Origin of the sequence: Treponema rectale, from assembly GCF_014202035.1 — a bacterium.
GTDB lineage: Bacteria > Spirochaetota > Spirochaetia > Treponematales > Treponemataceae > Treponema_D > Treponema_D rectale.
Map to the genome: position 1 here is coordinate 867,785 of NZ_JACHFR010000001.1, position 23,457 is coordinate 891,241.

At 36.6% G+C, this 23,457-nt stretch carries 20 protein-coding genes; 7 read left to right on the forward strand and 13 right to left on the reverse strand.

Annotated elements, in window-relative coordinates; translation table 11 throughout:
• Nucleotides 1-13: 13 nt before the first annotated feature.
• Both rhaD and HNP77_RS03735 read right to left on the reverse strand, forming a co-directional pair.
• Nucleotides 14-841: a rhamnulose-1-phosphate aldolase gene (rhaD, locus tag HNP77_RS03730; RefSeq protein WP_184651806.1), complete on the reverse strand. Its 828-nt coding sequence runs from the start codon at nucleotides 839-841 to the stop codon at nucleotides 14-16.
• A gap of 1 nt (nucleotide 842) precedes the next feature.
• Nucleotides 843-2,363 carry an FGGY family carbohydrate kinase gene (locus HNP77_RS03735; RefSeq protein WP_184651807.1) on the reverse strand — a complete coding sequence of 507 codons (1,521 nt, stop codon included), beginning with the start codon at nucleotides 2,361-2,363 and terminating at the stop codon, nucleotides 843-845.
• A 73-nt stretch (nucleotides 2,364-2,436) separates the two neighbouring features.
• Between HNP77_RS03735 and HNP77_RS03740 the strand changes: the two genes are divergently transcribed.
• A complete protein-coding gene (locus tag HNP77_RS03740) occupies nucleotides 2,437-3,312 on the forward strand; it encodes an AraC family transcriptional regulator (RefSeq protein ID WP_184651808.1) in 876 nt (291 codons plus the stop codon).
• Here HNP77_RS03740 and HNP77_RS03745 read toward each other — a convergent pair.
• Genes HNP77_RS03745 through rfbA form a run of 5 tightly spaced genes read right to left on the reverse strand, consistent with a single transcriptional unit; the run spans nucleotide 3,293 to nucleotide 8,764 of the window.
• A complete protein-coding gene (locus tag HNP77_RS03745) occupies nucleotides 3,293-4,846 on the reverse strand; it encodes an MBOAT family O-acyltransferase (RefSeq protein WP_184651809.1) in 1,554 nt (517 codons plus the stop codon). The two genes, HNP77_RS03740 and HNP77_RS03745, sit on opposite strands and share 20 nt — an antisense overlap.
• A 9-nt stretch (nucleotides 4,847-4,855) precedes the next feature.
• Nucleotides 4,856-6,181 (reverse strand): hypothetical protein, encoded by a 1,326-nt coding sequence (locus HNP77_RS03750; RefSeq protein ID WP_184651810.1) that lies wholly within the window; start codon nucleotides 6,179-6,181, stop codon nucleotides 4,856-4,858.
• A 2-nt stretch (nucleotides 6,182-6,183) separates the two neighbouring features.
• Entirely contained in the window at nucleotides 6,184-7,296 is a 1,113-nt protein-coding gene (rfbB, locus tag HNP77_RS03755) for a dTDP-glucose 4,6-dehydratase (RefSeq protein ID WP_184651811.1), read from the reverse strand.
• A 2-nt stretch (nucleotides 7,297-7,298) separates the two neighbouring features.
• Nucleotides 7,299-7,889, reverse strand: coding sequence for a dTDP-4-dehydrorhamnose 3,5-epimerase (gene rfbC / locus HNP77_RS03760; protein WP_184651812.1), 591 nt, complete (start codon nucleotides 7,887-7,889; stop codon nucleotides 7,299-7,301).
• Entirely contained in the window at nucleotides 7,889-8,764 is an 876-nt protein-coding gene (gene rfbA / locus HNP77_RS03765) for a glucose-1-phosphate thymidylyltransferase RfbA (RefSeq protein WP_184651813.1), read from the reverse strand. The genes rfbC and rfbA overlap by 1 nt, the downstream gene beginning before the upstream one ends.
• A gap of 134 nt (nucleotides 8,765-8,898) precedes the next feature.
• Here rfbA and glf point away from each other — a divergent pair, with 134 nt between their 5' ends.
• On the forward strand, nucleotides 8,899-10,026 hold the full coding sequence (glf, locus tag HNP77_RS03770) for a UDP-galactopyranose mutase (RefSeq protein ID WP_184651814.1): 1,128 nt from the start codon (nucleotides 8,899-8,901) through the stop codon (nucleotides 10,024-10,026).
• Between the two features lie 10 nt (nucleotides 10,027-10,036).
• Nucleotides 10,037-10,762 (forward strand): ABC transporter ATP-binding protein, encoded by a 726-nt coding sequence (locus tag HNP77_RS03775; protein ID WP_184651815.1) that lies wholly within the window; start codon nucleotides 10,037-10,039, stop codon nucleotides 10,760-10,762.
• On the opposite strand, the gene HNP77_RS03780 is transcribed toward HNP77_RS03775, so the two are convergent.
• The 5 genes from HNP77_RS03780 to HNP77_RS03800 are packed head-to-tail and all read right to left on the reverse strand — an operon-like array spanning nucleotide 10,752 to nucleotide 16,385.
• A complete protein-coding gene (locus tag HNP77_RS03780) occupies nucleotides 10,752-12,041 on the reverse strand; it encodes a hypothetical protein (RefSeq protein WP_184651816.1) in 1,290 nt (429 codons plus the stop codon). The two genes, HNP77_RS03775 and HNP77_RS03780, sit on opposite strands and share 11 nt — an antisense overlap.
• A 4-nt stretch (nucleotides 12,042-12,045) precedes the next feature.
• Complete coding sequence (locus HNP77_RS03785) at nucleotides 12,046-12,828, reverse strand: outer membrane lipoprotein-sorting protein (protein ID WP_184651817.1); 783 nt, start codon at nucleotides 12,826-12,828, stop codon at nucleotides 12,046-12,048.
• Nucleotides 12,829-12,852: 24 nt separating this feature from the next.
• Nucleotides 12,853-14,139 carry an ABC transporter permease gene (locus HNP77_RS03790; protein ID WP_184651818.1) on the reverse strand — a complete coding sequence of 429 codons (1,287 nt, stop codon included), beginning with the start codon at nucleotides 14,137-14,139 and terminating at the stop codon, nucleotides 12,853-12,855.
• Between the two features lies 1 nt (nucleotide 14,140).
• Nucleotides 14,141-15,538, reverse strand: a complete 1,398-nt coding sequence (locus tag HNP77_RS03795; protein ID WP_184651819.1) for an ABC transporter permease — start codon at nucleotides 15,536-15,538, stop codon at nucleotides 14,141-14,143.
• Nucleotides 15,539-15,560: 22 nt separating this feature from the next.
• Complete coding sequence (locus HNP77_RS03800; protein WP_184651820.1) at nucleotides 15,561-16,385, reverse strand: glycosyltransferase family 2 protein; 825 nt, start codon at nucleotides 16,383-16,385, stop codon at nucleotides 15,561-15,563.
• Nucleotides 16,386-16,512: 127 nt separating this feature from the next.
• On the opposite strand from HNP77_RS03800, the gene HNP77_RS03805 reads away from it, so the two are divergent.
• The 4 genes from HNP77_RS03805 to HNP77_RS03820 all read left to right on the forward strand — a co-directional run bounded on the left by HNP77_RS03805 (nucleotide 16,513) and on the right by HNP77_RS03820 (nucleotide 21,075).
• The gene (locus HNP77_RS03805) at nucleotides 16,513-17,283 is read left to right on the forward strand and encodes an ABC transporter permease (RefSeq protein WP_184651821.1); all 771 of its coding nucleotides are present in this window, start codon (nucleotides 16,513-16,515) and stop codon (nucleotides 17,281-17,283) included.
• A 12-nt stretch (nucleotides 17,284-17,295) separates the two neighbouring features.
• Nucleotides 17,296-18,048: an ABC transporter ATP-binding protein gene (locus HNP77_RS03810; RefSeq protein ID WP_184651822.1), complete on the forward strand. Its 753-nt coding sequence runs from the start codon at nucleotides 17,296-17,298 to the stop codon at nucleotides 18,046-18,048.
• A gap of 5 nt (nucleotides 18,049-18,053) precedes the next feature.
• Nucleotides 18,054-19,598 carry a glycosyltransferase family protein gene (locus HNP77_RS03815; RefSeq protein WP_184651823.1) on the forward strand — a complete coding sequence of 515 codons (1,545 nt, stop codon included), beginning with the start codon at nucleotides 18,054-18,056 and terminating at the stop codon, nucleotides 19,596-19,598.
• Between the two features lie 292 nt (nucleotides 19,599-19,890).
• On the forward strand, nucleotides 19,891-21,075 hold the full coding sequence (locus tag HNP77_RS03820; protein ID WP_184651824.1) for a nucleotide sugar dehydrogenase: 1,185 nt from the start codon (nucleotides 19,891-19,893) through the stop codon (nucleotides 21,073-21,075).
• A 159-nt stretch (nucleotides 21,076-21,234) separates the two neighbouring features.
• On the opposite strand, the gene HNP77_RS03825 is transcribed toward HNP77_RS03820, so the two are convergent.
• Nucleotides 21,235-23,436 carry a beta-1,3-glucanase family protein gene (locus tag HNP77_RS03825; protein WP_184651825.1) on the reverse strand — a complete coding sequence of 734 codons (2,202 nt, stop codon included), beginning with the start codon at nucleotides 23,434-23,436 and terminating at the stop codon, nucleotides 21,235-21,237.
• Nucleotides 23,437-23,457: the final 21 nt, after the last annotated feature.

Consider the following 23,457-nt stretch of genomic DNA (forward strand, 5'->3'; position numbering starts at 1 on the left):
AACTTACAGCGCCTTACTTATTGTATAAAAATTCTTCAGGTAATGTAACCTTAAAATCTCTGGCAAGCTGACGGAATCCTTCCGGCTCAATAGTCTGAAGTTTATCAGGCCTGATGGAAAGAACTTTTACCAGAATTTCTGCAGCTTTTTCTACCGTATGCATTAACCCGAAAGTTATGTCAAAATCTTCTCCCGAACAGAAAAGACCATGATGAGCCCAGACAGCAACATCATATTTTTTCATAAGGCGGCTTGTTGCAACTGCAATATCCTTTCCTCCCGGAACCATCCATTCAACCACACCTACACCGGCAGGAAAAACAACCGGACATTCAGTTGCACTTTCCCAAAGTTCACGGGTAAAAACTTCATCTTTAAGCGGGAGTACAAAAGTAAGCGCTATAAGATTTGTACAGTGAGCATGATAAATTACCCTGTGTTTACCACCGCTGGCTATTTTCTTAACTTCATGATTCATAAGATGAGTCGGAAGTTCACTTGTAGGACGACCACCGTTTACAAGGCCCCATACAATACGGAATTTTTCACCTTTATCATCAAGTTCAACAATGCAGATATTTGCCTCAGGATCAAGAGGAACATTACGCATGAATTTTCCACTGCCTGTTACAAGAAAAAATTCTTTTGCCAGCTGAGGTACGGACGTTCCGATTTCCTGCCACGGGGCATCAAACTTAAGGTCTTTTTTTATGCTCTGAATTTCTTCTTCCTTTATTCTATAAGAAAGATTGCCGCCGTTTCTCTCGTGCCAGCCCTGTTCCCATCCGTCAGAACACATTCTGACAAATCCTTTAACAAATTCAGCTTCAAGTGCTTTCATATTATTCTCCTTGTGCAGCCTTCAGCCACAGTTTTTTATATTCTTCATAATCAGAAAAATCTTCTTTTTCTATTTTACTGTATTTTATATTTATTGCAGAAGAAAGATCCCTGCAATTTTTCCCCTCAATACTCATTATGGCCGTCATTGCACAGCCGAAAGATGTAGCTTCACTTATATCTGTCGTAAAGCATGGATTATTCTTTAAAACAGATGAAAGCAGAAGATTATAAATCTTATTTTTTCGGAATCCGCCTTCCGTAAAAACTTTTGTATCATCAGTAATTCCAGCCCTTTCAAAAGCTGTCTGGCTTTGTATTACCAGAGAGATTATTACTGCAGCAATGAATAGTTTCTTTTCAAGAATAAGGTTTTTCAATTCTTCAGAATCTGGAATAGTTTCAAAACTTGTAAATCTGCCGTTAAAAACAATACCTGCTTTTGATTCCGGAAACTGTCCTGATCCGGGAACCAGCTCTGGCAGTACAAAAATATTTTTATCCTTTAAGATTTTTCTGACTGCAGCTGTATCTGTAACTGGAAAATCACAGTCTTTGGAAATTTTTTCATATAGTTTTACATATGAATCAAATTCCATGCCGCCTAAAAAAATTGAAGTTTTTATACCTTTATTAAACGCACTTCTGTTGAAAAAAACAACTTTTCCAATATCATCTTCAGAAAAACTCATCGATGTTCCCGGATGCATGCTTACGCACCAGGTACCAGTTGAATTAAGAATAAAATCTTCCTCCTCTTTTGCAAGATAAGGAAGAAGAGAAGCATTTGAATCATGTATTCCCGCAGTAACTGATACTTCGCCATGCAGTCCAAGTGCATCCGAAAGTTCAGGTCTTACAGTTCCCTGAATGCTTACAGTATCTACGATGCAGTCAGAAAGAAGAGGTTTAATGCCGAGCTTTTCCGTAACTGAGGAATATCTATCTTCATTCTGATTCCAGAGATAGGTGTGGCAGGCTAAAAAAGTACGTTCCGCACAGAATTTTCCTGTAAGGATATAAGTCCAGAACTGCGGATAATTTATAATCCTCTTTGTCTTTGAAAAATCCTCAGGAAAATATTTTTTTACAAAGTATATTCCTTTTGCCATGTTTATCATGGAAGAAAGAACAGGTGTCTGACACTCCAGCTGAAGCTTTTCTTTTGTACCACAGATTTCATAAAACTCATTCTGAAAATCTTCACCAGGTTCTTCTGTATAAAAAACACAGGGAACTGTCTGATTAAACTTTTCATCAGTACATACAAAAGTTGCTCCATGAGTTGTTACAGAAATGAATTTTACAGGATATTTTTTTGCGTATTCTGATATGCAGGTAAAAAACCACTGCTTCATTCCTTCAATATCATGACATAAAATCTCTTTTTTTTCCGGACCATAAACAGTCTTTAATCCCTGGAAATTCCTATAAGAAGTTTCTATAAGATTCAGACAATCATCATAAACAGATACTTTTTTATTAGTCATTCCGATATCTATAACACAGACAGCATACTTCATGATTACAGTTTATAACCAGTAAAAAAAAAGACCTTGACGGTAATGGCTTTTATTAGCATAATTCCGTCAAATAATGAAAGAACTTTTATCCAGGCAGTTCTGGACTGCTCCTGCAAGCTGCCATCTTGAATACAGAAAAGCACAGCCTCCTTTTCCAATGCACAGCCATGATTTTTTTGAAATAGTGGTAGTTTTTAGCGGAAAAGGAATTCATTCTGACCAGAAAGATGAAAGCCTGATAAAGGCAGGAGATCTCTTATGCGTACATCCGGGGCAGTTTCACTCATTTCTAAAAACAGAGGCTCTTGAACTCATGAACATAATGATAAAGCCGGATTTTTTTTATGAACTCAATGATGAAATAACAAACTGCCAGGCTTTTACAGAATTCTTTTCCCTTTCTTCAAGAAATAAAAGCACTTCAGTAAGAAAACTTCACCTGAATAAAATGCAGCTGATTGCTATAAAAGATATTATAAATTCCCTGCAGAATGAATTTGCGCAGGATCTTCCGATGGTACAGGTACAGATAAACTGTCTTCTGCTGCAGCTTATAATTTATATCCTTCGGGTAAAAGATAATCCGGATTTTCCGTCTGTACATAAAAAAAGCAGTGCAAATCTCCTCATTCAATATATGGATAAAAATTTCATGAGGAATATATCCATGCAGGATCTTATGGAAATCGGCGCAATGTCAGAAAGTTCAGTTCTCAGGGCATTCAAACATCTGACAGGTTACGCACCTTTCGTATATCAGAACCGTCTCCGCATGCTCTATGCAACCACAGCCCTGTCTTCTTCAGAAACAGACATAACTACAATTGCATATCAATGCGGATTTAATGATTCCAATTATTTTTCCCGGAGTTTCAAGAAATTCGTAGGAATGACTCCTTCAGAATACAGGCTCCGCTTTGCAAAAAAAATCAGTACTGAGCATACATAAATTCTGAGTCAGCTTCAGAAAATGTAAAGGAAATCATAACCAGAATAATCGGTACATAATAAAACAGCCATCTGAAGACTATGTTCTTTGACTGAATTTTTTCATATACATCAATTTTATTCTCTTTAAGAATGCTTATTACAAAAACAGTTATGCATCCAATTAAGACAAGCATGAGCTGAGAATTTATCGTAGCAACCTGACCGAACATTTGTGAAAGACTGCTTACAGAAAACAATTCCCTAAGGTTTCCAAAATTAGCAACAGAGTTCTTCATATACCTCATGCACTTTGAAACATCAGTTATTCTGTCAAAATATCCGCCTATCGTTACAAGAATAAATGTCCTTACAATGCGGAATACGTGGAATGCCCTTCCCTTTACGTTAATGTGAAGGAAAGCATTTACTTTCTCAAAGAAAGGCTTCATAAAATCGCTTACTGCAATTATTAATCCATTATAAAGACCCCAGAGAAGGAAATGCAGTTCCGGACCATGCCATACACCTACAAGACAGAAAACAATAATATTTGAAATTCCAGCCGGAACAGAACGGGCAAGATGTTTGTGACCCGAACCATTTAAGGCCTTCGTAATCTTCTGCATGAATTTTGTAAATGCAAGAGGATAAAAAATATAATCCTTCATCCACAGACCGAGACTTATATGCCAGCGGCGCCAGAAATCAGCTATACTTGTAGAAAAATAAGGCTGACGGAAATTCGGCTGCATGTTAAGTCCAAACAGTTTTGCAATTCCCAGAACCATGTTTATTCCGCCGGAAAAATCCATGTACTGATAAACGGCATACATAAATACACCGAGAACGATATAAGCTCCAGGCATATTTACATAGGCAGGATCAAAAATATCACTGATTCTTACCACAAGCATATCTGCAACAATATACTTTTTCATTGCTCCATAAAGAATAGTCGTAACTCCGCGCTTAAAATTGTCAAATTCAAGAGGATGTTCCTTTGACATTTCAATTCCAAGTTTATCATAGCGGTTTATCGGTCCCATCAAAAGCTGAGGGAAAAAAGAAACGAACGTATAGTACCTGAAAAAATTATGCTCCCTTTCATACTTGCCGTTGTAAACATCCATAAAGTAAGCAATAGTCTGAAGCGTGTAGTACGAAATTCCCAAAGGAAGTATAAGAGACTTTGAACTGAAAATCACAAGATAATACTTTAAGAGAATGAGCATTCCTACATTAAGCAGAAGCATTCCGGAAAGGACTGCCCGTTTTTTATGAAGCACGGAAGTTTTTAAAATCTTAAAGTCTTCTTTTGAAACAAGAGCTTTCTTTTCTTTTAGCCCTTTATTTAACGATTCAACAAGAGCAGCTCCATAAAAAGTAACCAGAGAACTGAATACGATAAAAACAAGATTCTTATAATTCCAGAGGCAGTAATAAACTGTATTTGCGGTACAAAGAACTGCAACCTGAAATTTTTTAGGTACAATGTAGTAAAGAATAAGTGAAGCTGCTAAAAAAAATACAAAAGTGAAAGATATAAAACTCATTTTACAATCCTAGAATGAAAGATATTTTAAACTGAAGCTGTTTGAAGGGCTGCCGTCAAGATATGCCTGAACTTTAACAACACCGGAAGATGCAGGAGGCAGCGGTATTTTTGTACGGGAAGTTTTTTCTGCAAGTTGAACGGTCTTTCCTCCTGTAACGGCAGAAACATCAAAAGTTATTCTTTCTGAAGGAATATTATTTGTAACAGGATAAAGGATAAGATTCTGCTTAAGATTATCAATGGAAGCATCTACTCCGAAAATTCTTGGTTCCATAGAATTTATTTTTTCTTCATGGGAATTATAGAAAACTTCCATTCCATCATATTTACCGTCAAAAAAATCACAGAAAACCTTCGTAAACTTTTTAATTCCAGTGTGGTTAAGATGATTGGAATCCCTGAATTCAATATCAGCAAAAGAAAGAATATTTTCTCTTATAAGATTGAAATCGTAATAATCATATCCCCTTTCTTTTAAGAAAGAGCTGGCGTATTCATAATATTCATCATAGTTGCCCTTGCCTTTCAGATAAAAATCTGAACATGGGGCAGAAAAGAAAATAAGCTCAACATTCTTTTCTTTACAGAGAGCAATTATTTTATCAATTGTAGCAGCCCAGTCTCCGGTCCTTACATTTTCCATTACAATAGGTACATTAGCCGTTTCATGAAAAGAACCCTCTTCTATAAAGGTATCTTCATAAACACAGCCTTTATAAATGGAATCGTCATTTATCTTATACATATTCCATCCGCTATATTCATAATTAAAATACTTTCCGTTAAGAATCTGTTTTGCTTTATCAAAAAGAATGACAGGATCAAGAGTAATAAGTTTGTCTTTTCCCAGGGGAAGAATTGAATTAAGATAATACTCCGGAGAAGACATATTTTTATAGAAATCCAGTTTTATTTTTGGATCTCTCAGGTATGTAGAAACAATGTATTCGGACTTAAAACCTTTTCTCTGAAGAAATGGCGTTGAGGCTGCAATTCCGTTATCAATATCAAGAAAAACTTTTTCAACTTTATATAAATCAAGTACCTGCCTCAGCATGGCATAACTGCCGTCAATATGCTGTGACGGAGTACCGGTATTATAAAGGGACTTACCCCAGAACTGTTCTACAAGCTTAGGATCAAGGCCATGGGAAACGTGACTTGCACCGCAGACTACATAATCAATGTGGTCCTGATTGTAAAGCTCATGCATCATAACCCTTGAATATGAATGGGCATCATCACGTAAAATAAGAGCCGTACAATAAACAAGGACAGCAAGTATTAAAATAAAAACAGTAAATTTAACGCTGCGTTTTATAATCTTATTCATTTTTATCTTCCACTATAATTTTCTGAAATCCAGTTTTTATATTCACCGCTTAAAATCCGGTCCATCCATTCACGATGTTCAAGATACCATTTTACAGTCAGTTCAAGTCCCTGTTCAAAAGTCATCTTCCGCTGCCACCCCAGTTCCTTTTTTATCTTAGAACAGTCAATGGCATAACGGGCATCATGTCCGGGCCTGTCCTTTACATACACAATGGATTTTCTTACCTCTTCAGCATTCTTTCCGGTAAGGGGGGCCGTTAAATCGATAAGTTTATTCAGCAGCTTAATGTTCTGCCATTCATTTTCTCCACCGATATTATATTTTTCTCCGTACCTTCCGTTATTAAGAATCTGCCATACAGCACGATTGTGATCTTCTACGTAAATCCAGTCCCTTATGTTTTTACCCTCGCCATAAACAGGAAGATTTTTTCCGTCGCGAATATTTGAAATCATCAGGGGAAGAAGCTTTTCCGGAAACTGATACGGTCCGTAATTATTTGTACAGTTTGAAAGTGTCAGAGGCATTCCATAAGTATGATAATAAGCCATTGCTATATGGTCAGAAGAAGCTTTTGAACTGGAATATGGAGAACGGGGATCATAAGGAGTTGTCTCTGTAAAATATCCGTCAGGACCAAGGGAACCATAAACTTCATCTGTAGAAATATGATGAAAAATAACATCATCCCGTTTATTATCAAGAGAAACATTCCAGTATTTTCTGGCAACATCAAGGAGTGTAAAAGTTCCGGTTACATTAGTTCTGATAAAAGCTTCCGGTCCGAGAATTGAACGGTCAACATGGCTTTCTGCGGCAAAGTGAACAACAGTATCTATATCATACTGTTTGAAAATACGTTCCATTTCCTTTCTGTCACAGATATCTGCCTTTTCAAAAATATAGCGGTCCTTCTGCTTTACAGCCATTGAAAGATTATCAGGGTTTCCGGCATAAGTCAGACAGTCAACATTAATGATTCGTCCTGTAAAACCTGAATCCATAAATTCTTTTGAACCGGTTGCACTTAAACCAAGAAGATAGTTTATAAAATTAGATCCAATAAATCCTGCTCCGCCTGTAACAAGTACGTTTTTTAATTTCCTACTCATATTTATTCTCCAATCCAGTTTCCGTTAATATCAAAATAAAGCTGTTCCGGATTAAATGCCGGATGCATGCAGTCCTTTCTGCTCAGCACGGGAGATTCATTTTCAGAAAAAACTGTTTCAAGAGGCCAGTCTATCGAAAGCAGGACATCATTCCAGATGACTCCCCCTTCAGACTGACTGCAGTAAAAATCACTGCATTTATAAGAAAGGATGGAATTATCTTCCATCGCAAGAGAACCGTGGGCAAATCCCTTAGGAATATAAAGCATGTTCTGTTTACGGCTGTCCAGAATCACCGAAAAATATTTTCCAAATGTGGGGCTGGAACATCTCAGATCAACTGCAACGTCAAAAATTTTACCTGTAACAGCCCTTACAAGTTTTGCCTGACTGTGCTTTTTCTGAAAATGAAGTCCCCGTATTACCCCTTTTTGGGAAAGAGAATGATTATCCTGAACAAAAACATCTTTTATTCCTGCCTTTTCAAAATCATTCATGTTATAACTTTCTAAAAGCAGGCCCCTTTCGTCATTAAAAATCTGGGGCTGAAGTTCGAGTAATCCTGAAATGAGATGTGTTTTTACATTAAGCATCAAAAGTTCTCTGCAATAAATTTTAAATATTCACCGTAATCAGTTTTATATGATTCAGAAAGATTTATAAGATTATCTCTGGTTATCCAGCCGTTGCGATATGCAATTTCTTCAATGCAGGCAACATACATTCCCTGACGCTTCTGAATGGTTGCAACAAAATTTCCTGCTTCCTGAAGACCGTCATAAGTTCCGGTATCAAGCCAGGCAAGACCGCGTCCAAGAATTTCTACAGAAAGCTGACCTCTCTTTAAATATTCATTATTAACGGATGTTATTTCGATTTCTCCACGTAAAGAAGGTTTAACATTCTCTGCAATCTGTATTACATTATTATCATAAAAATAAAGTCCCGGTACTGCATAATTTGATTTTGGAACCTCAGGCTTTTCCTCAATTCCAAGAACTTTTCCGTCTGAATCAAATTCTACAACACCGTAAGCTCTTGGATTTTTTACATAGTAGCCGAAAATAGTTGATCCCATACCGTTCTTAAGTCTTTCAACTGCATTGCTGAGGCTGGAAGTAAAACCCTGACCGTAAAAAATATTATCCCCTAATACCAGGGCAACATCATCGTTTCCGATAAATTTTTTTCCGACAATAAAAGCATCAGCCAGACCGCGGGGAGTTTCCTGCACTGCATACTGAAAAGACATACCGATTCTGGAGCCGTCTCCAAAAAGTTCCCTGAACAAATTTGTATCTCTTGGAGTCGAAATAATCAGTATTTCCCTGATACCTGAAAGCATCAATACACTGAGGGGATAATAAATCATAGGCTTATCATAAACCGGCAGTAGCTGTTTTGAGACAGCTCTTGTTATCGGATAAAGTCTTGTTCCTGAACCTCCGGCTAGAATTATACCCTTCATAAATACTCCAAAAATAAAATAAACTGTTATTTTTATGATTATAATTTAAAAACGTATGTGCTTCAATAAGAAGTTATTGACATAAAAAAATTCTGCTGATTGTATTTTTACAGCTTTAAGAGTAACATAAGGTCATGGAAAAATATGATTACCTTATAGTCGGCTCAGGTCTTTTTGGAGCAACTTTCGCATATCTGGCAAAAAAAGCAGGAAAAAAATGTCTTGTAATAGATAAACGCCAGCATACAGGAGGCAATATCTGGTGCCGGGATGTTGAAGGAATTCATGTTCATGAATATGGTGCACATATTTTTCATACAGACAGTTCCAGGGTATGGAATTTCGTAACTCAGTTTGCTGAATTTAACCGCTACACAAACTGCCCGGTGGCAAACTTTGAAGGCAAACTCTACAACCTTCCCTTTAACATGAATACATTTTATGAAATGTGGGGAGTAACAACTCCGGAACAGGCTCAGAAAAAAATTGATGAACAGAAAGCACAGGCTGCTGCCCTGCTGAAGGGACAAAAACCTGCAAATCTTGAAGAACAGGCCCTGCTGCTTGTTGGAAAAGATATTTATGAAAAACTGATAAAAGGATATACGCAGAAACAGTGGGGAAGAAAATGTACTGAACTTCCTGCATTCATAATAAAAAGACTTCCGGTACGTTTAACCTTTGATAATAATTATTTTAATGACAAGTATCAGGGAATTCCTGTCGGAGGATACAATAAAATCACTGATGCTTTGCTTGAAGGAATTGAAGTTAAAACTAGCACGGATTTTTTTTCAGACAGAAAAAAGTTTGAATCCCTTGCAGATAAAATTGTATTCACAGGAGCCATTGATGAATTTTATGAATACCGTTTTGGAAAACTTGAATACAGAACAGTACGCTTTGAAACAGAAAAACTTCAGGAACAGAACCATCAGGGAAATGCCGTTATAAACTATACGGAAGAAAGCATTCCATACACCCGCATTATCGAACACAAACACTTCGAACCGGAAAACGAAGCGTATAAAAAAAATATTACTGTTATTTCAAGAGAATATTCTTCTGAATGGACTGAAGGGGCTGAACCTTTTTATCCTGTAAATGATGAAAAAAATTCTGAAACTTACAGAAAATACAAAGAGCTCGCTGATAAGGAAACCGGTGTAATATTCGGAGGTCGTCTTGCACAATACAAATATTACGATATGGATGATGTAATTGCAGACGTTCTTAACCGTTTTGAAGGAAAAATACTTTAAGGATTACAGAATGAATCAGACTGCCGTAGAACTAATTGATGTTTCTAAAATTTATCAGATGGATAAGGTACAGGTAAAAGCTTCGGAGCATGTAAGTTTCAGTATAAAAAGCGGAAGTTTTGCAGCTTTGTCAGGTCCTTCCGGTTCCGGTAAATCTACCCTCCTTAATATCATCGGACTTACAGATTTGCCTTCAGAAGGAAAAGTAATTCTTGACGGAGAAGACATTTATGAAGGAATATCATTTAACTCCAGGATTCCATTAAAACTTGAGTCAAAATTAACAGAGCTCAGACGCAACAAAATAGGATTTATATTTCAGACTTTCAACCTTATACCGGTTCTTAACGTTGAAGAAAACATAATGCTTCCCCTTTCCCTTGGAAAATCCAATGCTTCCGGGATGAAAGATTCAGAAAAAAAAGAATGGGTTGATTTTTTAATTGAAACTGTTGGACTTACAGACTGGAGAAAACATAAGCCTTCTGAGCTTTCGGGAGGACAGAGGCAGAGGACAGCCATAGCCCGGGCACTGGTAACGAAGGCTCCTGTAATTCTGGCAGATGAACCGACGGCAAACCTGGACAGTAAAAACGGAGACCAGATTCTTTCTCTTATGAAAAAGATTAATGAAGAATTAAAAACTACATTTATATTTTCTACTCATGACCAGAAAATAGTTTCCATGGCAGATCACGTCATAAATTTAAAAGACGGAAAAATTGTCAGTAATTAAAAGTAAACCTTAAAAAGGAACCAATTGTAAGTTTGTTGAGAAAAGCATCCTTACTGGAAACATATTCTGCTTTTATTCCCGTTCGCCAGTCCGTATATTTAAAAACACTGTCTGCATTTATTCCGAACTTTACAAAACCGGAAGAAGCATCTGCATTATGAAACCAGTCAGAACCTAAAGCAATGTTATGTCTCTTACCTAGATTTTTTATACCTGCTTCCAGAAAGAATCTCTGCATAAAATCATCCTGTGATTCAGAAGAGTTAAATAATGATTCACACTGATACTCAAAATTAAAACCTAAAACAGAATCCCTTACATTAAACATTCTGTAAAAACCTGCTGTAGCAACAGAACTTTCCAAAACGTCATCCTCCTTCCAGAAAGATGCAAGTTTTTTTACAGATTTGAAACGTATTATATCCTGTGCATATACATCAAAACCAAAAAAAGATCGTTTTATTTCTGCACCGATACAGTGCGGCGAATATTTTACAAGACCGGACTGCACGGAAGAACTCTTTTCATTGGGATTTTTTCTGCCGAAGAAATTTATCGAAGCATCAAATAAAACAAACTCTGCAGAAAATCCCCAGGAAACATTTTCCATAGAAAGTTCCGAAGAATTTCCCCTGTACAGTGCGAGACCGGAAATCGTTCCTGTCCATACCGGAATCCTTATCTGAACTGTTGTTCCATACAGAGAATCAGAAAGAATATTTGTATTCATTGTTGAATCATAAGAAATACCATTACCGGTAATATCGATTCTGCCGGAATAATCTCCTCCGTCTGAAACAAAAAGCCTCGGGTATCCCCATACAGACTTTTTCTTACCGGCAGTTATGTAAGTTCTGGAAGCAAAAAGATAATTAAAATAAAACTCCCGTAATTTTATTATGTCAGCGGCAGATACTGTTTTTGAGCTTTCTTCAGAAGGAAGTTCAAGAAAAACATCTGCGTGCACGGAATAAGTTTTATTGTCTTTTATATCTGCATACAGATTGTTCTTAAAATCAAAATAACCGGTAAAATCATTTTCAGAATTTTCACGGATAAAACCACCACCTAGAGAAGATGAAAGTTTTCCGGAAAAAGCGATTCCATTAAAAGCACGTGCATCTGAATCCCTGTCTGTTTCTTTTATCACAGGAGAATCTACATCCGATGCATTTTCAAAAACAGAATCCAGATCTTCTTCCATTTCCGCATCAATAAAATCCTGTGCATAAGAAACAGCTGCTGCTGACAGCAAAACAAACAAAAAAAATTTTTTCAAAATTTTACCTTCCGCCGGCCATTTCAAGATATGGCTTAGTATATACCGCATCATCAACTTTCTGCAAAGAAATATTACTGATGGAAATTAATGTTTTTTCATATTCAATTTTACCTGATATTTTTTTACCTTTTAAATTATCCTGAATAATCATGCTTACAGGAATTTTACGATTACCGGAAGCTGCCCCGACACTCTGATAGGAAGGAATCAGAGTAGTACGAAGTTTTTTTCCAGAAAGACTGTAATCTTCCTTTTTACGTACCAGAGAATCCCCTTCTGAAACCCACAGCTTTAAAACAGGATAATCCACAGTATCATCCTTTGCTTCAAGGTCAAAAACTATGCAGGAATATTTTCCAAGTTTTACTGAGGATGTATTTACTATTCTGTAATCACGACTGTAATGCTGAGGTGCAAAATCTGAAGTATTGGCATTTGTATTCTGAAATTTATCTTTTGCTGAAGAAAATGTAAAACGCCTGTCTGCAGGATCATAAAACCAGATGGTAGAATCTGACTGAAGATACCCCTTCCCTTTTTCTGATGCAGGCCCGTTAACAAGAATCGTCCAGCAGTTCTGACTGTCACGACGGTACATTACTGCTTCCGTAACATTACGGCCTTCTCCAGGCTTATCCTGAATAACCGAATAGGCGGCCTTAAAATCAGTATCATAAAAAGAAGTGTTTTCTTCCGCCTGCTTTAAAAGCTTTTCATAATCAGCTGCAGACAAAGCCATTACTGCAAATAAAAAGAAATATAAAATTATGCCAGTTTTTTTCATAATATAATTACTCCCCGGAATATATCACTCTGTTGCGGCAAGTGCCTGACACGGCATGATTCTTATAGTTTTCCTTATAGAAGAAAGAACCGCCGCTAAAGTAAAAAACAAAATCAATGCAGTAATGATACATACTGCAGAAAAATCAAAAACAGGTATTATTGAACCTTCCGTTAAAAAAATGTCAAACGCAGGAATAAAAGAAAAATTGAATCTTGAAATGACATAGCAGCCTGCAAGAGAAAAAAAAGTACCGCACAGACAGCCTGAAAGAATCAGTATTAAAGCTTCAATTAAAAGAACAAAAATTATTGATAATTTTTTCATTCCCAGCGACATATAAATTCCAATTTCATTGATGCGTTTCATCACGAGGATTTTCCATGTACTGCCGATTCCTATGACAATTATGGCAATAAGTATAAAGATGATAAAAAAAGTAACGGAATGCATTGCAATGATAAGAAAGTTTACATCCTGAAGATTTGCCTCAAGAGGAATCATTGCATAAGTATCCTTTTTAAATTTTCCGCCTAAAAGCTCATCATAAAAATCCTGCTTATCATCAAGCATCGGGAACATATTCAACACTGAAGACAGTTTTTTATAATAAGACACTTTATCTTTTCTGGAAATATTTTTCGAATCTAAATTAATGCAGATCCTGTTTGCATAATCTTCCGGCATTCTGACGACTTTTCTCAGATCATCAATATCCATATAAGATGTATACATTCCAAACAGGCTTGAATCTTCAAAAATACCGCAGACGGTAAGATCGACAGTACTTACACTTCCGCCGGATGAAGGGACTGTAAGAGTAATCCTGTCTCCCACAGAAGCACACAGCATGGCTGCAACGGGAACGCTTAGAAGAATCTTTCCCTTGCCTGCATCAGAAGAACTGCCTGACCTGAAATTCATGCCGGAAAATAATTTTTTTTCCCGGTCAAAATATACGCCTTTTATAACCCTCTGTCTGGCGCTGTTTCCTTCAAAATAAAAGGATGCCCTGGCCGCATCATAATCAAAACGCTGAACAATTACCGCATTTTCAGGAAAAACATTCTTTATTTTTTCTATAAAGGGAGTTGAATTATTTACCTTCAGTTCCGTCTTTCCACCTATAATCTGAATGTCACCCCCATAATAGATGCGTGCCTTGTTTTTAAGGGAATCCATCATTCCGTTCATCACAAAAAGAAAAAACAAAGAAATTCCGCAGCCAAACAGACAGACAAGAAAAAGAGACAGGTACTGTTTTTTTCTATATAAAAAAGAACGGAGAGAAAGCTTCAGAGATACATTCATTTTATTTTGCCCCCTGAATTGCCTTTACCGGTTCAACCGAAAGGGCACTTTTTACCGGAATGATCCATGCAAATACAGCAAGAACAAAACACAAAACAACAACACTTGCAGCATTAACAGGTGTTACCTTAAGCATTAAAGGTTCTGATCCGAAAAGCTGAATCAAAAAAGAATTTGAAAAAGTAAGTTTTCCATAACTTACAGCACTGCATAGAATAAAAGAAAAGAGAATTCCAAAAACAGCGGCAGTCATTGAGAGAATAAGATTTTCAAGAAAGCATTCAGCACTTACAAATAAAGAAGACGCTCCTATTGCCCTTAAAGTTCCGATTTCTTTAGTTCTGTCAAATATGTGAATTACAAGAGTATTGTTTATTACGATAAATCCTGCTATGAGGATTACAAAAATTCCTCCATTAAATATTACACGCAGCCAGTAAATATAAAGAGCGGAACTTCCTGCTGCCTGGCGCCACAAAACAGCTTCTGCCGGCCATCCTGATTTTTTAAACTGCGAGTTTAAAACAGAAGCAGCCTTTTTTGCATCTGAAGTTTTTTCTGTACGGCAGACAATAAAATTCCAGATTGGATTTTCTGAAAAAGAATTTTCCGTTTCTTCAACAAAAAGTTCAGAAGCGTCCATTTCATCAGAAAAGAAAAAATTCTCATCATCCAGATCTGAAGAAAGAATTGATTCAATATCATGCGAGAACTCATAATTCTGCATGCCGGAACTGTTCTGTCCTGATAATTCGCGGACAACATTAAAATCCGCAATAACGATTTTTTCCAAAGATGAATGAACGTGGGTATATTCATAAATGCCTGTAACCGTAAGACTCCTGATTCTGAAAGAAATACCGTCGGCTACTACAGCCTGAATGGTACTTCCCGGGGATACCTTCAGTTTTTCTGCAGTATCTTTCTGCAGCAGACAGCCTCCATCTACGGAATCAAAAACAGTTCCTTCCGTAATTTCTATAGAATCCATTACATACAGATACTCACTGCATTTTACTCCGAACAGACAGGCTGGTATTCTTATTTTTCCATTTTCCAGTGCGGCTGTACAGGAAACCTGAGGAACAGTTTTATTTATATACGGATTATTTTTTACTGTTTCGTAAACTTCATTAAATGGAATTATATTTTTTATTTTTGTAAGCATACCCGTTACCGGAGTTTCATCACCGAAGAGACTTAACGGAACATCACTCTCAGGTCTGATAATCAAATCTCCGGTAAAACTGGAACAGAATGTTTCCTGTACTCCGTTTTCAGTGCTGTCAAAAACTGCATTTACAAAAGAAAACAGCATGACTGTCAGTGCAATAAAACTGACAATAACGAGAGAAGATTTTCTTGAGATGATATTCCTGAAGGCAAGATAAAAAAGCATTTGCTTTATTTTAAAGAAATAATCAGGATGTTACAAGCAATGGTTTTCTGCGGTATTTCATCATTCCATTTAACGCCCAGGTACATAAATACCAGGCACTTTTAAATACATTCAGATGAAGGACTTTATGATAAACATTCCACTGAGGACGAATCATTCTTCTTTTTGAACCGCCGGTAATTGAATCACTTCTCATCCTGTAGTCCACAAGAATATCATCAAAACCTATGCACTTAAGTCCCTGCTTCAAGATATCAAGAAAGAAAACATAATCGTCCCGAAGACTCATTAAAGATTCCCTGAAAAAAACATTTTTTCTGACACGGAACCTGTCCACAATTGCTGCCGAAGGAAATATAGGACAATGCCTCAATAACTTCTTATAATCGCGTTCTCCAGAACATGAAAAATCAGAAAGCAGCGGATTTGAACAGTCTGCATTCATTCTCCTGTAGCCCGAATAAAAAACGGCATGTGTTATGCAGTTATCTTCCTGAATTTTAGAAAGCATTGTCTTAAGATAATCAGGATGCCATATGTCATCAGCATCAAGAAAAGCAATGTACCTGCCTGAAGAAACTTTAATGGCCATATTTCTGGATGATGCAGAACCGGAATTTTCCTGAGTTAAATAAGTTATCCGGTCATCATTAGCCATGTACGCCTTTACAATATTAAGAGAAAAATCTGTTGATCCGTCATCCACAACTAGAAGTTCCCAATCCTGATAAGTCTGAGCCAAAACTGAAGATATTGTTTCAGACAAAAAAGGACTTCCGTTGTAACACGGCATGATTATTGAGACAAGGCCGTCTTTATAAACATTATCTGATCCATCTGCATACATACTCACATTCTACATCGTAAAACGAAAAAAACAAACTATTTTACAACAATTTGTTATTTTTTTTACAAAATATTTATATAAGTGGCAGCCGGTGATATAAATTTTTTTTTGTGTTAGAATGAATGCTATGAATAAAAAAAGCCTTGCATCATACAAATTCCTGCTGACAGAACTGGTAAAAAAAGGAATTAAGCTTAAATACCGGCGTTCCTATCTTGGAATTTTATGGTCCCTTATTGAACCTTTGCTTACTACAACGGTTCTTGTCATTGTTTTCGGAACACTTTTTAAGGATGAAAATCCAAATTATCCGATGTATGTAATAATCGGACGCCTGATGTATTCATTTTTCAGTGCCGGAACAAACGCCACAATGACGAGTTTCAAGAGTAATGCCGGAATGATGAAAAAAGTTTACATTCCAAAACTTATATATCCTGTTTCTACAATTATTTACAATTATGTCATTACTGGAATTTCGCTTCTAGTCCTCATACCGGTAGATATATACTGCGGAATTATACCGACCTGGCATCTTCTCCAGTTCATTCCTGCCATACTGCTGACACTTTTCTTCACTTTTGGTATTGGCCTGATACTTGCCTGCCTGAATGTTTTTTTTGACGACATCGTTTATCTGTGGAGCGTTGCACTTTTACTCATAATGTACATGAGTGCGATTTTTTATTATCCGGAGGCCATTTTAGAAAGTAAATATTCCTTCATATTAAAAATGAATCCTCTTTTCAGCACAATTCAATTGGGAAGGGACGCTTTCTTTGCACAGGCCTTTAATATAAAATACTGTCTGACAGCCCTTATATGGGGAATCGGAACAAATACAGCAGGTCTTCTTTTCTTTAAGGCAAACAAAGATAAATTCATACTTCATCTTTAGGATTTTACAGGCATGGAAAAAACAGATAATAACGACGTTACAGTCAGCGTAAAAAACGTAAGTATAAAATTTAATCTCGGTAAAGAAAAAATTACAACGATGAAAGATTATTTCATCAAACTGGTTCAGGGTAAGTTAAAATATCATGAATTTAATGCATTAAACGACATCAGTTTTGAACTTCACAAAGGTGACCGTCTGGGAATCTTAGGAATGAACGGAGCCGGAAAAAGTACCCTTCTTAAAATAATTGCTCAAGTATATAAACCAAGTTCCGGAGAAGTTAATGTTAACGGAATTGTTGCTCCCCTTCTTGAACTTGGAGCCGGTTTTGATCCTGAGTACACAGGACGGGAAAATATTTTTCTTTATGGAGCAATATTAGGTTACAGTAAAAAATTTCTTGAAGAGAAATATAATGAAATCGTAGATTTCAGTGAGCTGAATGAATTTATAGACGTACCATTAAAAAATTATTCCAGCGGAATGAGAAGCAGGCTCGGTTTTGCAATATGTACAATCGTTCAGCCGGACATTCTTATTCTTGATGAAGTTCTAAGTGTAGGAGACGCAAAATTTCAGAAAAAATGTCTTACAAAAATACAGTCAATGTTTGATTCAGGCGTAACAGTTTTATTTGTCTCACATTCAATTAATACAGTCAAAGCTGTCTGTAACAAAGCAATGGTTCTTGAAAAAGGCAAAATGAAAGCTTTCGGTGATATAAATGAAGTCTGTGAAACTTACAGTAAAATGATCGGATAAAAAGTATGGAAACAACTTCAGGCATAAAACTCTTTTCATTTTCTTCTCCCGATAATGCACCTGAAAATTCAATACCATTGTTTTTAAGGGAAGAAGATAAGGAAATTTCATTTGGAACTTACTTTAACAGTTTTAGCATAGATGCCTATAAAAAATACACAGATATTAATCAGATACAATTATGCATGACGCTGAAAGAATCCGGTACTGTTGAATTAATTCATTCATATATTAAAAGGAATAAATTAAAAAAAGAAGTTTTAGATATAAAAAAAATAAACAAAAATTCTCAGGTTAGCTTTAATGTAAATCTGGAAAAACTAAAGGGAGGCCTTCTCTACCCGGTTTATATTTCAGACAATAAATCAGACAAAAAAAATTATGAAGAAATAATAGACAATGCTGCATGGTATTGTACATCGGAAAAAGTAAAACCTGATTCTGTAAAACTGGCAGCAGTAATCTGTACATTCAAACGTGAAAACTTTGTTTATAAAAATGCAGAAAAGCTTTCAAAATTAAAAATACTGAATCAAAAAAAAATGTCTGTATTCATTATAGACAATGGAAATACAATTAATTCAGAACTTATAAATAATGAGCAGATAAAAATCATTCCTAATAAAAATCTTGGCGGTTCCGGTGGTTTTACCAGAGGAATGATAGAAGTACATAAACTTAACCATACTTTATCTAAAGATAACAAATTTTCTCACATAATTTTAATGGACGATGACATAAATTTTATGCCGGAACTTTTTGAAAAAATCAGTTCTTTTTTATCACTTCTGAAAACAGAATACAAAGACAATGCTATTGGCGGAGCTATGCTTAACCTTAACAGTCCCTGCATTCAATATGAAAACGGAGCCAAATATAATTTTCTGACAATATCTTCTTTCGGAAACTCTCTGGATTTAAGCAGCGAAAAAAATATTATTCTAAATACCAGAGAAAAAAAAGCAGACTTTAATGCCTGGTGGTTCTGCTGTTATCCTCTGAGCAAACTTGATGAAAATAATCTTCCGGTTCCTTTTTTTATAAAACTTGATGACATAGAATACGGAATAAGGAATTTCAAAAATAAGTTTATCTTCCTGAATGGAATTTCTGTATGGCATCAGGAATTCACAGGAAAAGACTCTCCGTACCTTCACTATTATTTAATCAGAAACAGGCTTATTACAAATGCAATGTTCTGCAGAAAATTACTTATAATTAAAACAGTGACAGTTTTTGTAATGCACCTTACACTGAAAGCCCTTAAAAAAAGAAAAGCCTTTCCTTTCTTAATGAAGGCTTTCAGGGATTTTTTGCAGGGACCGGACTTCATTTTAAATACAGACGGTGAAAAACTGAATACGCAGCTTCGGCAGCTGAATGAATTCTATAAGCAAAAAAAGCAATCATTTATTTATATCAAACTGCCATTGATTTTGCCTTGCAGCTGCATAAAGATTTTATTCCATGCAAAAACAATAAAGGCATATAAAAAAGACTTACCGGCTGGGTACAGCTTAACTGCATGGAAAAAGAGGCTGGGGATGTAAGCTGTATTACTCAAGAACAAACGGCTTTCAGAGCGATTTCAGATACACGATTTTCTCCTTTGTATTTCTGAATTATTTTTTGCAATCTGTCCTTCGGTAAATCTTTTCTTCATTCTTCTAATTTCCTTTAATTGATTGAAAGAAAAACTCACCTTTCAAGTTGTAAGAATTTATGGAGGAAAAAATAAAATTAGACTTGTCAATTTTTTTTCAATCTGAATTTATTTTGCCATAAACACAACTTTATCATCAAGTAGCAAAAAAATCCGTATTCTGTTACAATAAAGGAACTATGAAAATCGCAGTTGCAGGAACAGGCTATGTAGGCCTCTCCCTTTCAGTTTTATTAGCCCAGCATAACGAAGTTTTTGCTGTTGATGTCATTCAGTCAAAAGTTGATCTCATTAATTCAAAAAAATCCCCTATACGGGATAAAGAAATTGAAGAATATCTCACTTCAAAAAAATTAAATTTAACCGCTACGACTGATGCAGAAAAAGCTTATACCGGAGCAGACTTTGTAATAATTTCTACTCCGACTAATTACGATCCGGCAAAAAATTATTTTGATACTTCAAGCGTAGAAGCTGTAATTCAGCTTGTACAGAAATATTCCCCGTCGGCAGTAATCGTAATTAAATCAACAATTCCTGTAGGCTACACGGAATCAATAAGTAAACAGTTTAATCTTAAAAACATTCTCTTTGCTCCGGAATTCTTAAGGGAAGGTCATGCACTTTATGACAACCTTTATCCTTCAAGAATTGTTGTAGGAAACCTTAAAGACACACCTGAATTAAAAGAAAAGGCTGAAATTTTTGCAGGACTTCTAAAGAATGGTGCTATAAAAAAAGATATTCCTACCCTCTTTACACAAACTACTGAAGCAGAAGCCATAAAACTTTTTGCAAACACATACCTGGCTCTCCGCGTAAGTTATTTCAATGAACTTGATACTTATGCAGAAACACATGATCTTAATACGGCTGCAATAATAAACGGAGTTTGTCTTGACCCGCGTATCGGAGACGGATACAACAATCCAAGTTTCGGATACGGAGGATACTGTCTTCCAAAAGATACCAAACAGCTTCTTGCAAATTATGCCAATATTCCGCAGAACCTTATGACAGCTATCGTTGATTCGAACAGAACCCGCAAGGAATATATTGCACATCACATCTTGAGCAGGAAACCTTCTACAGTCGGAGTTTTCCGTCTGACAATGAAAGCTAACAGCGACAACTTCAGGCAAAGTTCAATTCAGGATGTAATGAAACTTCTCCGGGGTGAAGGTGTAAACGTAATCATTTATGAACCGACACTGAAGGAAGATTCATTTGAGAAATTCCATGTTGAACATGATCTTAATTCCTTTAAAAAAGAATGTGACATAATTCTTGCAAACAGAATGTCACAGGAACTGTCTGACTGTCAGGAAAAAATTTACACCAGGGACATATTCAGCAGAGACTGATAATTTTAATCATTCAGAATTAATACGTCGAATCAGGTGCCGCCGGCGCTTAAAATCCTGATACCGCTGTTTTACAGATTTTTAATACCCGGATAAAAAAGAAAGGCCGCGACTCAACGTTGCGGCCTTTCTTCTATAGTAAAGATTCAATCAAAATGATTAGAAACCAAGTCTTACCCAGATCTTCTGGCAGTCAATTACAACTGTTGTTGAAGACTGTTCATGTACGTCATCATAGCAGAAGCCGTATGCAAGACCGTTGTTGGTACTGATGCTGTGCCAGAATCCGGAATAATAGTTTGCAGCACCACCCTGATAATAAGCTGCATTGTAATTTGCAGGTGCCGGTGCACTTGTAAATCCCCATGCAGGATCATCACTACTTGTTGCTACATGGCGGTTAAGAGCTGCACATACCCATGCCTGAAGTGCAGGTTCCATACCGTTACCCTTTGTATCTGTTGCAAGACAACCGGATCCTTCAAAAGCCTGTTCTGTTGTCGGCTTGCCGTATACATAGTAAGTTTCGCCAACGGAGCACATTGCAGGATTATAAGATTCTGTGCAGTAAAACTTCAGATTTGTTCCATCGCTTGTAAGAGTGAACTTACCCTGAGCATGTCTTACAGTTGTACTGTGTGTTGTCCAGTAATTCCATACTTCATTAATATATTCGTCCAAATAATTTTTGTTGAACTTGCTTGATTTTCCAGGACATACAATACGGTATTCTTCTGCAAGACAGTCAAAATCTCCTGAAACACCTTTTGCTGCCATGTAGTTTTTATAAGCTGCATAAACTTCATCACGGGAAGCTGTTACACCAGTCTGTGTAAACAGTCCGTCTCCGTTTGAACGAACTGAGCCGTTTGATGCGTAAGCTGTAATAAGAGCCGGGAATCCAAACTGGTCTACCTGTGTTGTATTTACCCATGTTACACCGTCATCACGGATTGTATATTCGAGCCAGTCATAATATTTGTTGTAGTCAGGATCATTAGTATTAGCTATCGACGGGAATACAACACCAACTCCGTTTTCAGGACCATGAATGCTCATCTTTGAACCGTAAGAATAGAAGATACGTGCACCGTTTGTATTTTTTGGAATATTAAATACTCTGCATCCATTAATTCCATTGTTATCTTCTATCGTATAAGAATAATTGTCACAGTATTCATTAGCACCGACAGCCTTGTAAGTTCCATCCGGACGTCCCCAGTAATAAATACCGTCATTTCTCTGATAAAGAACTACGATAAAGATTTCATTATTCTTGAATTTTCCGTTTGTAACATTTTCAAATGTAAATGAAACATATCCGCTGTCTTTTGGAGCTGCAAGTGAAGAATAAGCTGCTGCAGCTTCAGATTCTGTTACTGCAAGTGTTCCAGACAATCCGATGTCAGGATTTGTTCCCGTTCCGTTATCAGAATCTTCGGAATCAGATGAAGTTCCTGCTTTTGAAACTGCCCAGAGCTGTGCATCCGTTCCGTTCCATGTCCACTGCTGAACATTTGCACCGTCTTCTGTAGAAGCTGCAGAAACATCAAGAACCTTGCCTGAATGTTTGTTTGTTATTTTATAATAACCGTTTTCCTGACTTTCAAATTTCCAGAGCTGATTTGCAGTCTTGTTATTATCCCACTGAAGAACGTTTACACCGTCTTCTGTACCCCAGTCTGCTACATCAAGACAATACCCTGAGTGAACGGATACAATTGCATAGTAGCCGTCGCCTGCATTTTCAAGTATCCACTGCTGATTAGCCTGATTATCTCCCAGTCCCCACTGCTGGATGTTTGTTCCGTGAGTTTCTGACCATTCTGCAACATCAAGTCCCTTTCCGGAACATTTTGCAACGATGGTATATTTATCTGAACTTGAGAATTCTGCTTCTGAACTGCCTGAACCGGTTTCTACACCGTAAGTAATTCTCGTCCATGAAGTTGAATCTGAGAGACTTCCCTGAGGAACCATTTTTTCTACACCGCCGTCATTTACAAGAACACCTACATAAATCTCTGAATCATCCGTGAAGGTAGGATGATTTAAGCTGTAGGTATATACACCGTTACTGTAGTTCATATCCTGATTTGCAAGAACAAGACCGGTCCCATTACCTTCACTGACATAAAGGCGAACAAAATTTTTCTGACTTCCCGCATTATAAGAAACAGTAAGATTTCCATTGTTCATTTCCGTAACGGAAACACTCCCATTTGTACCTGCATAAACAGAACGAGAAACAGCTGCAATTTCCTGTGAATCATCAACATTGAAATTATCCGTACAGGCAATCATTCCGACAGCTGCACCCGCCATAAGCGTAAGAGCTATTCCCTTCATAAAACGATTCATAAATTCCTCCAAATTTTTCCA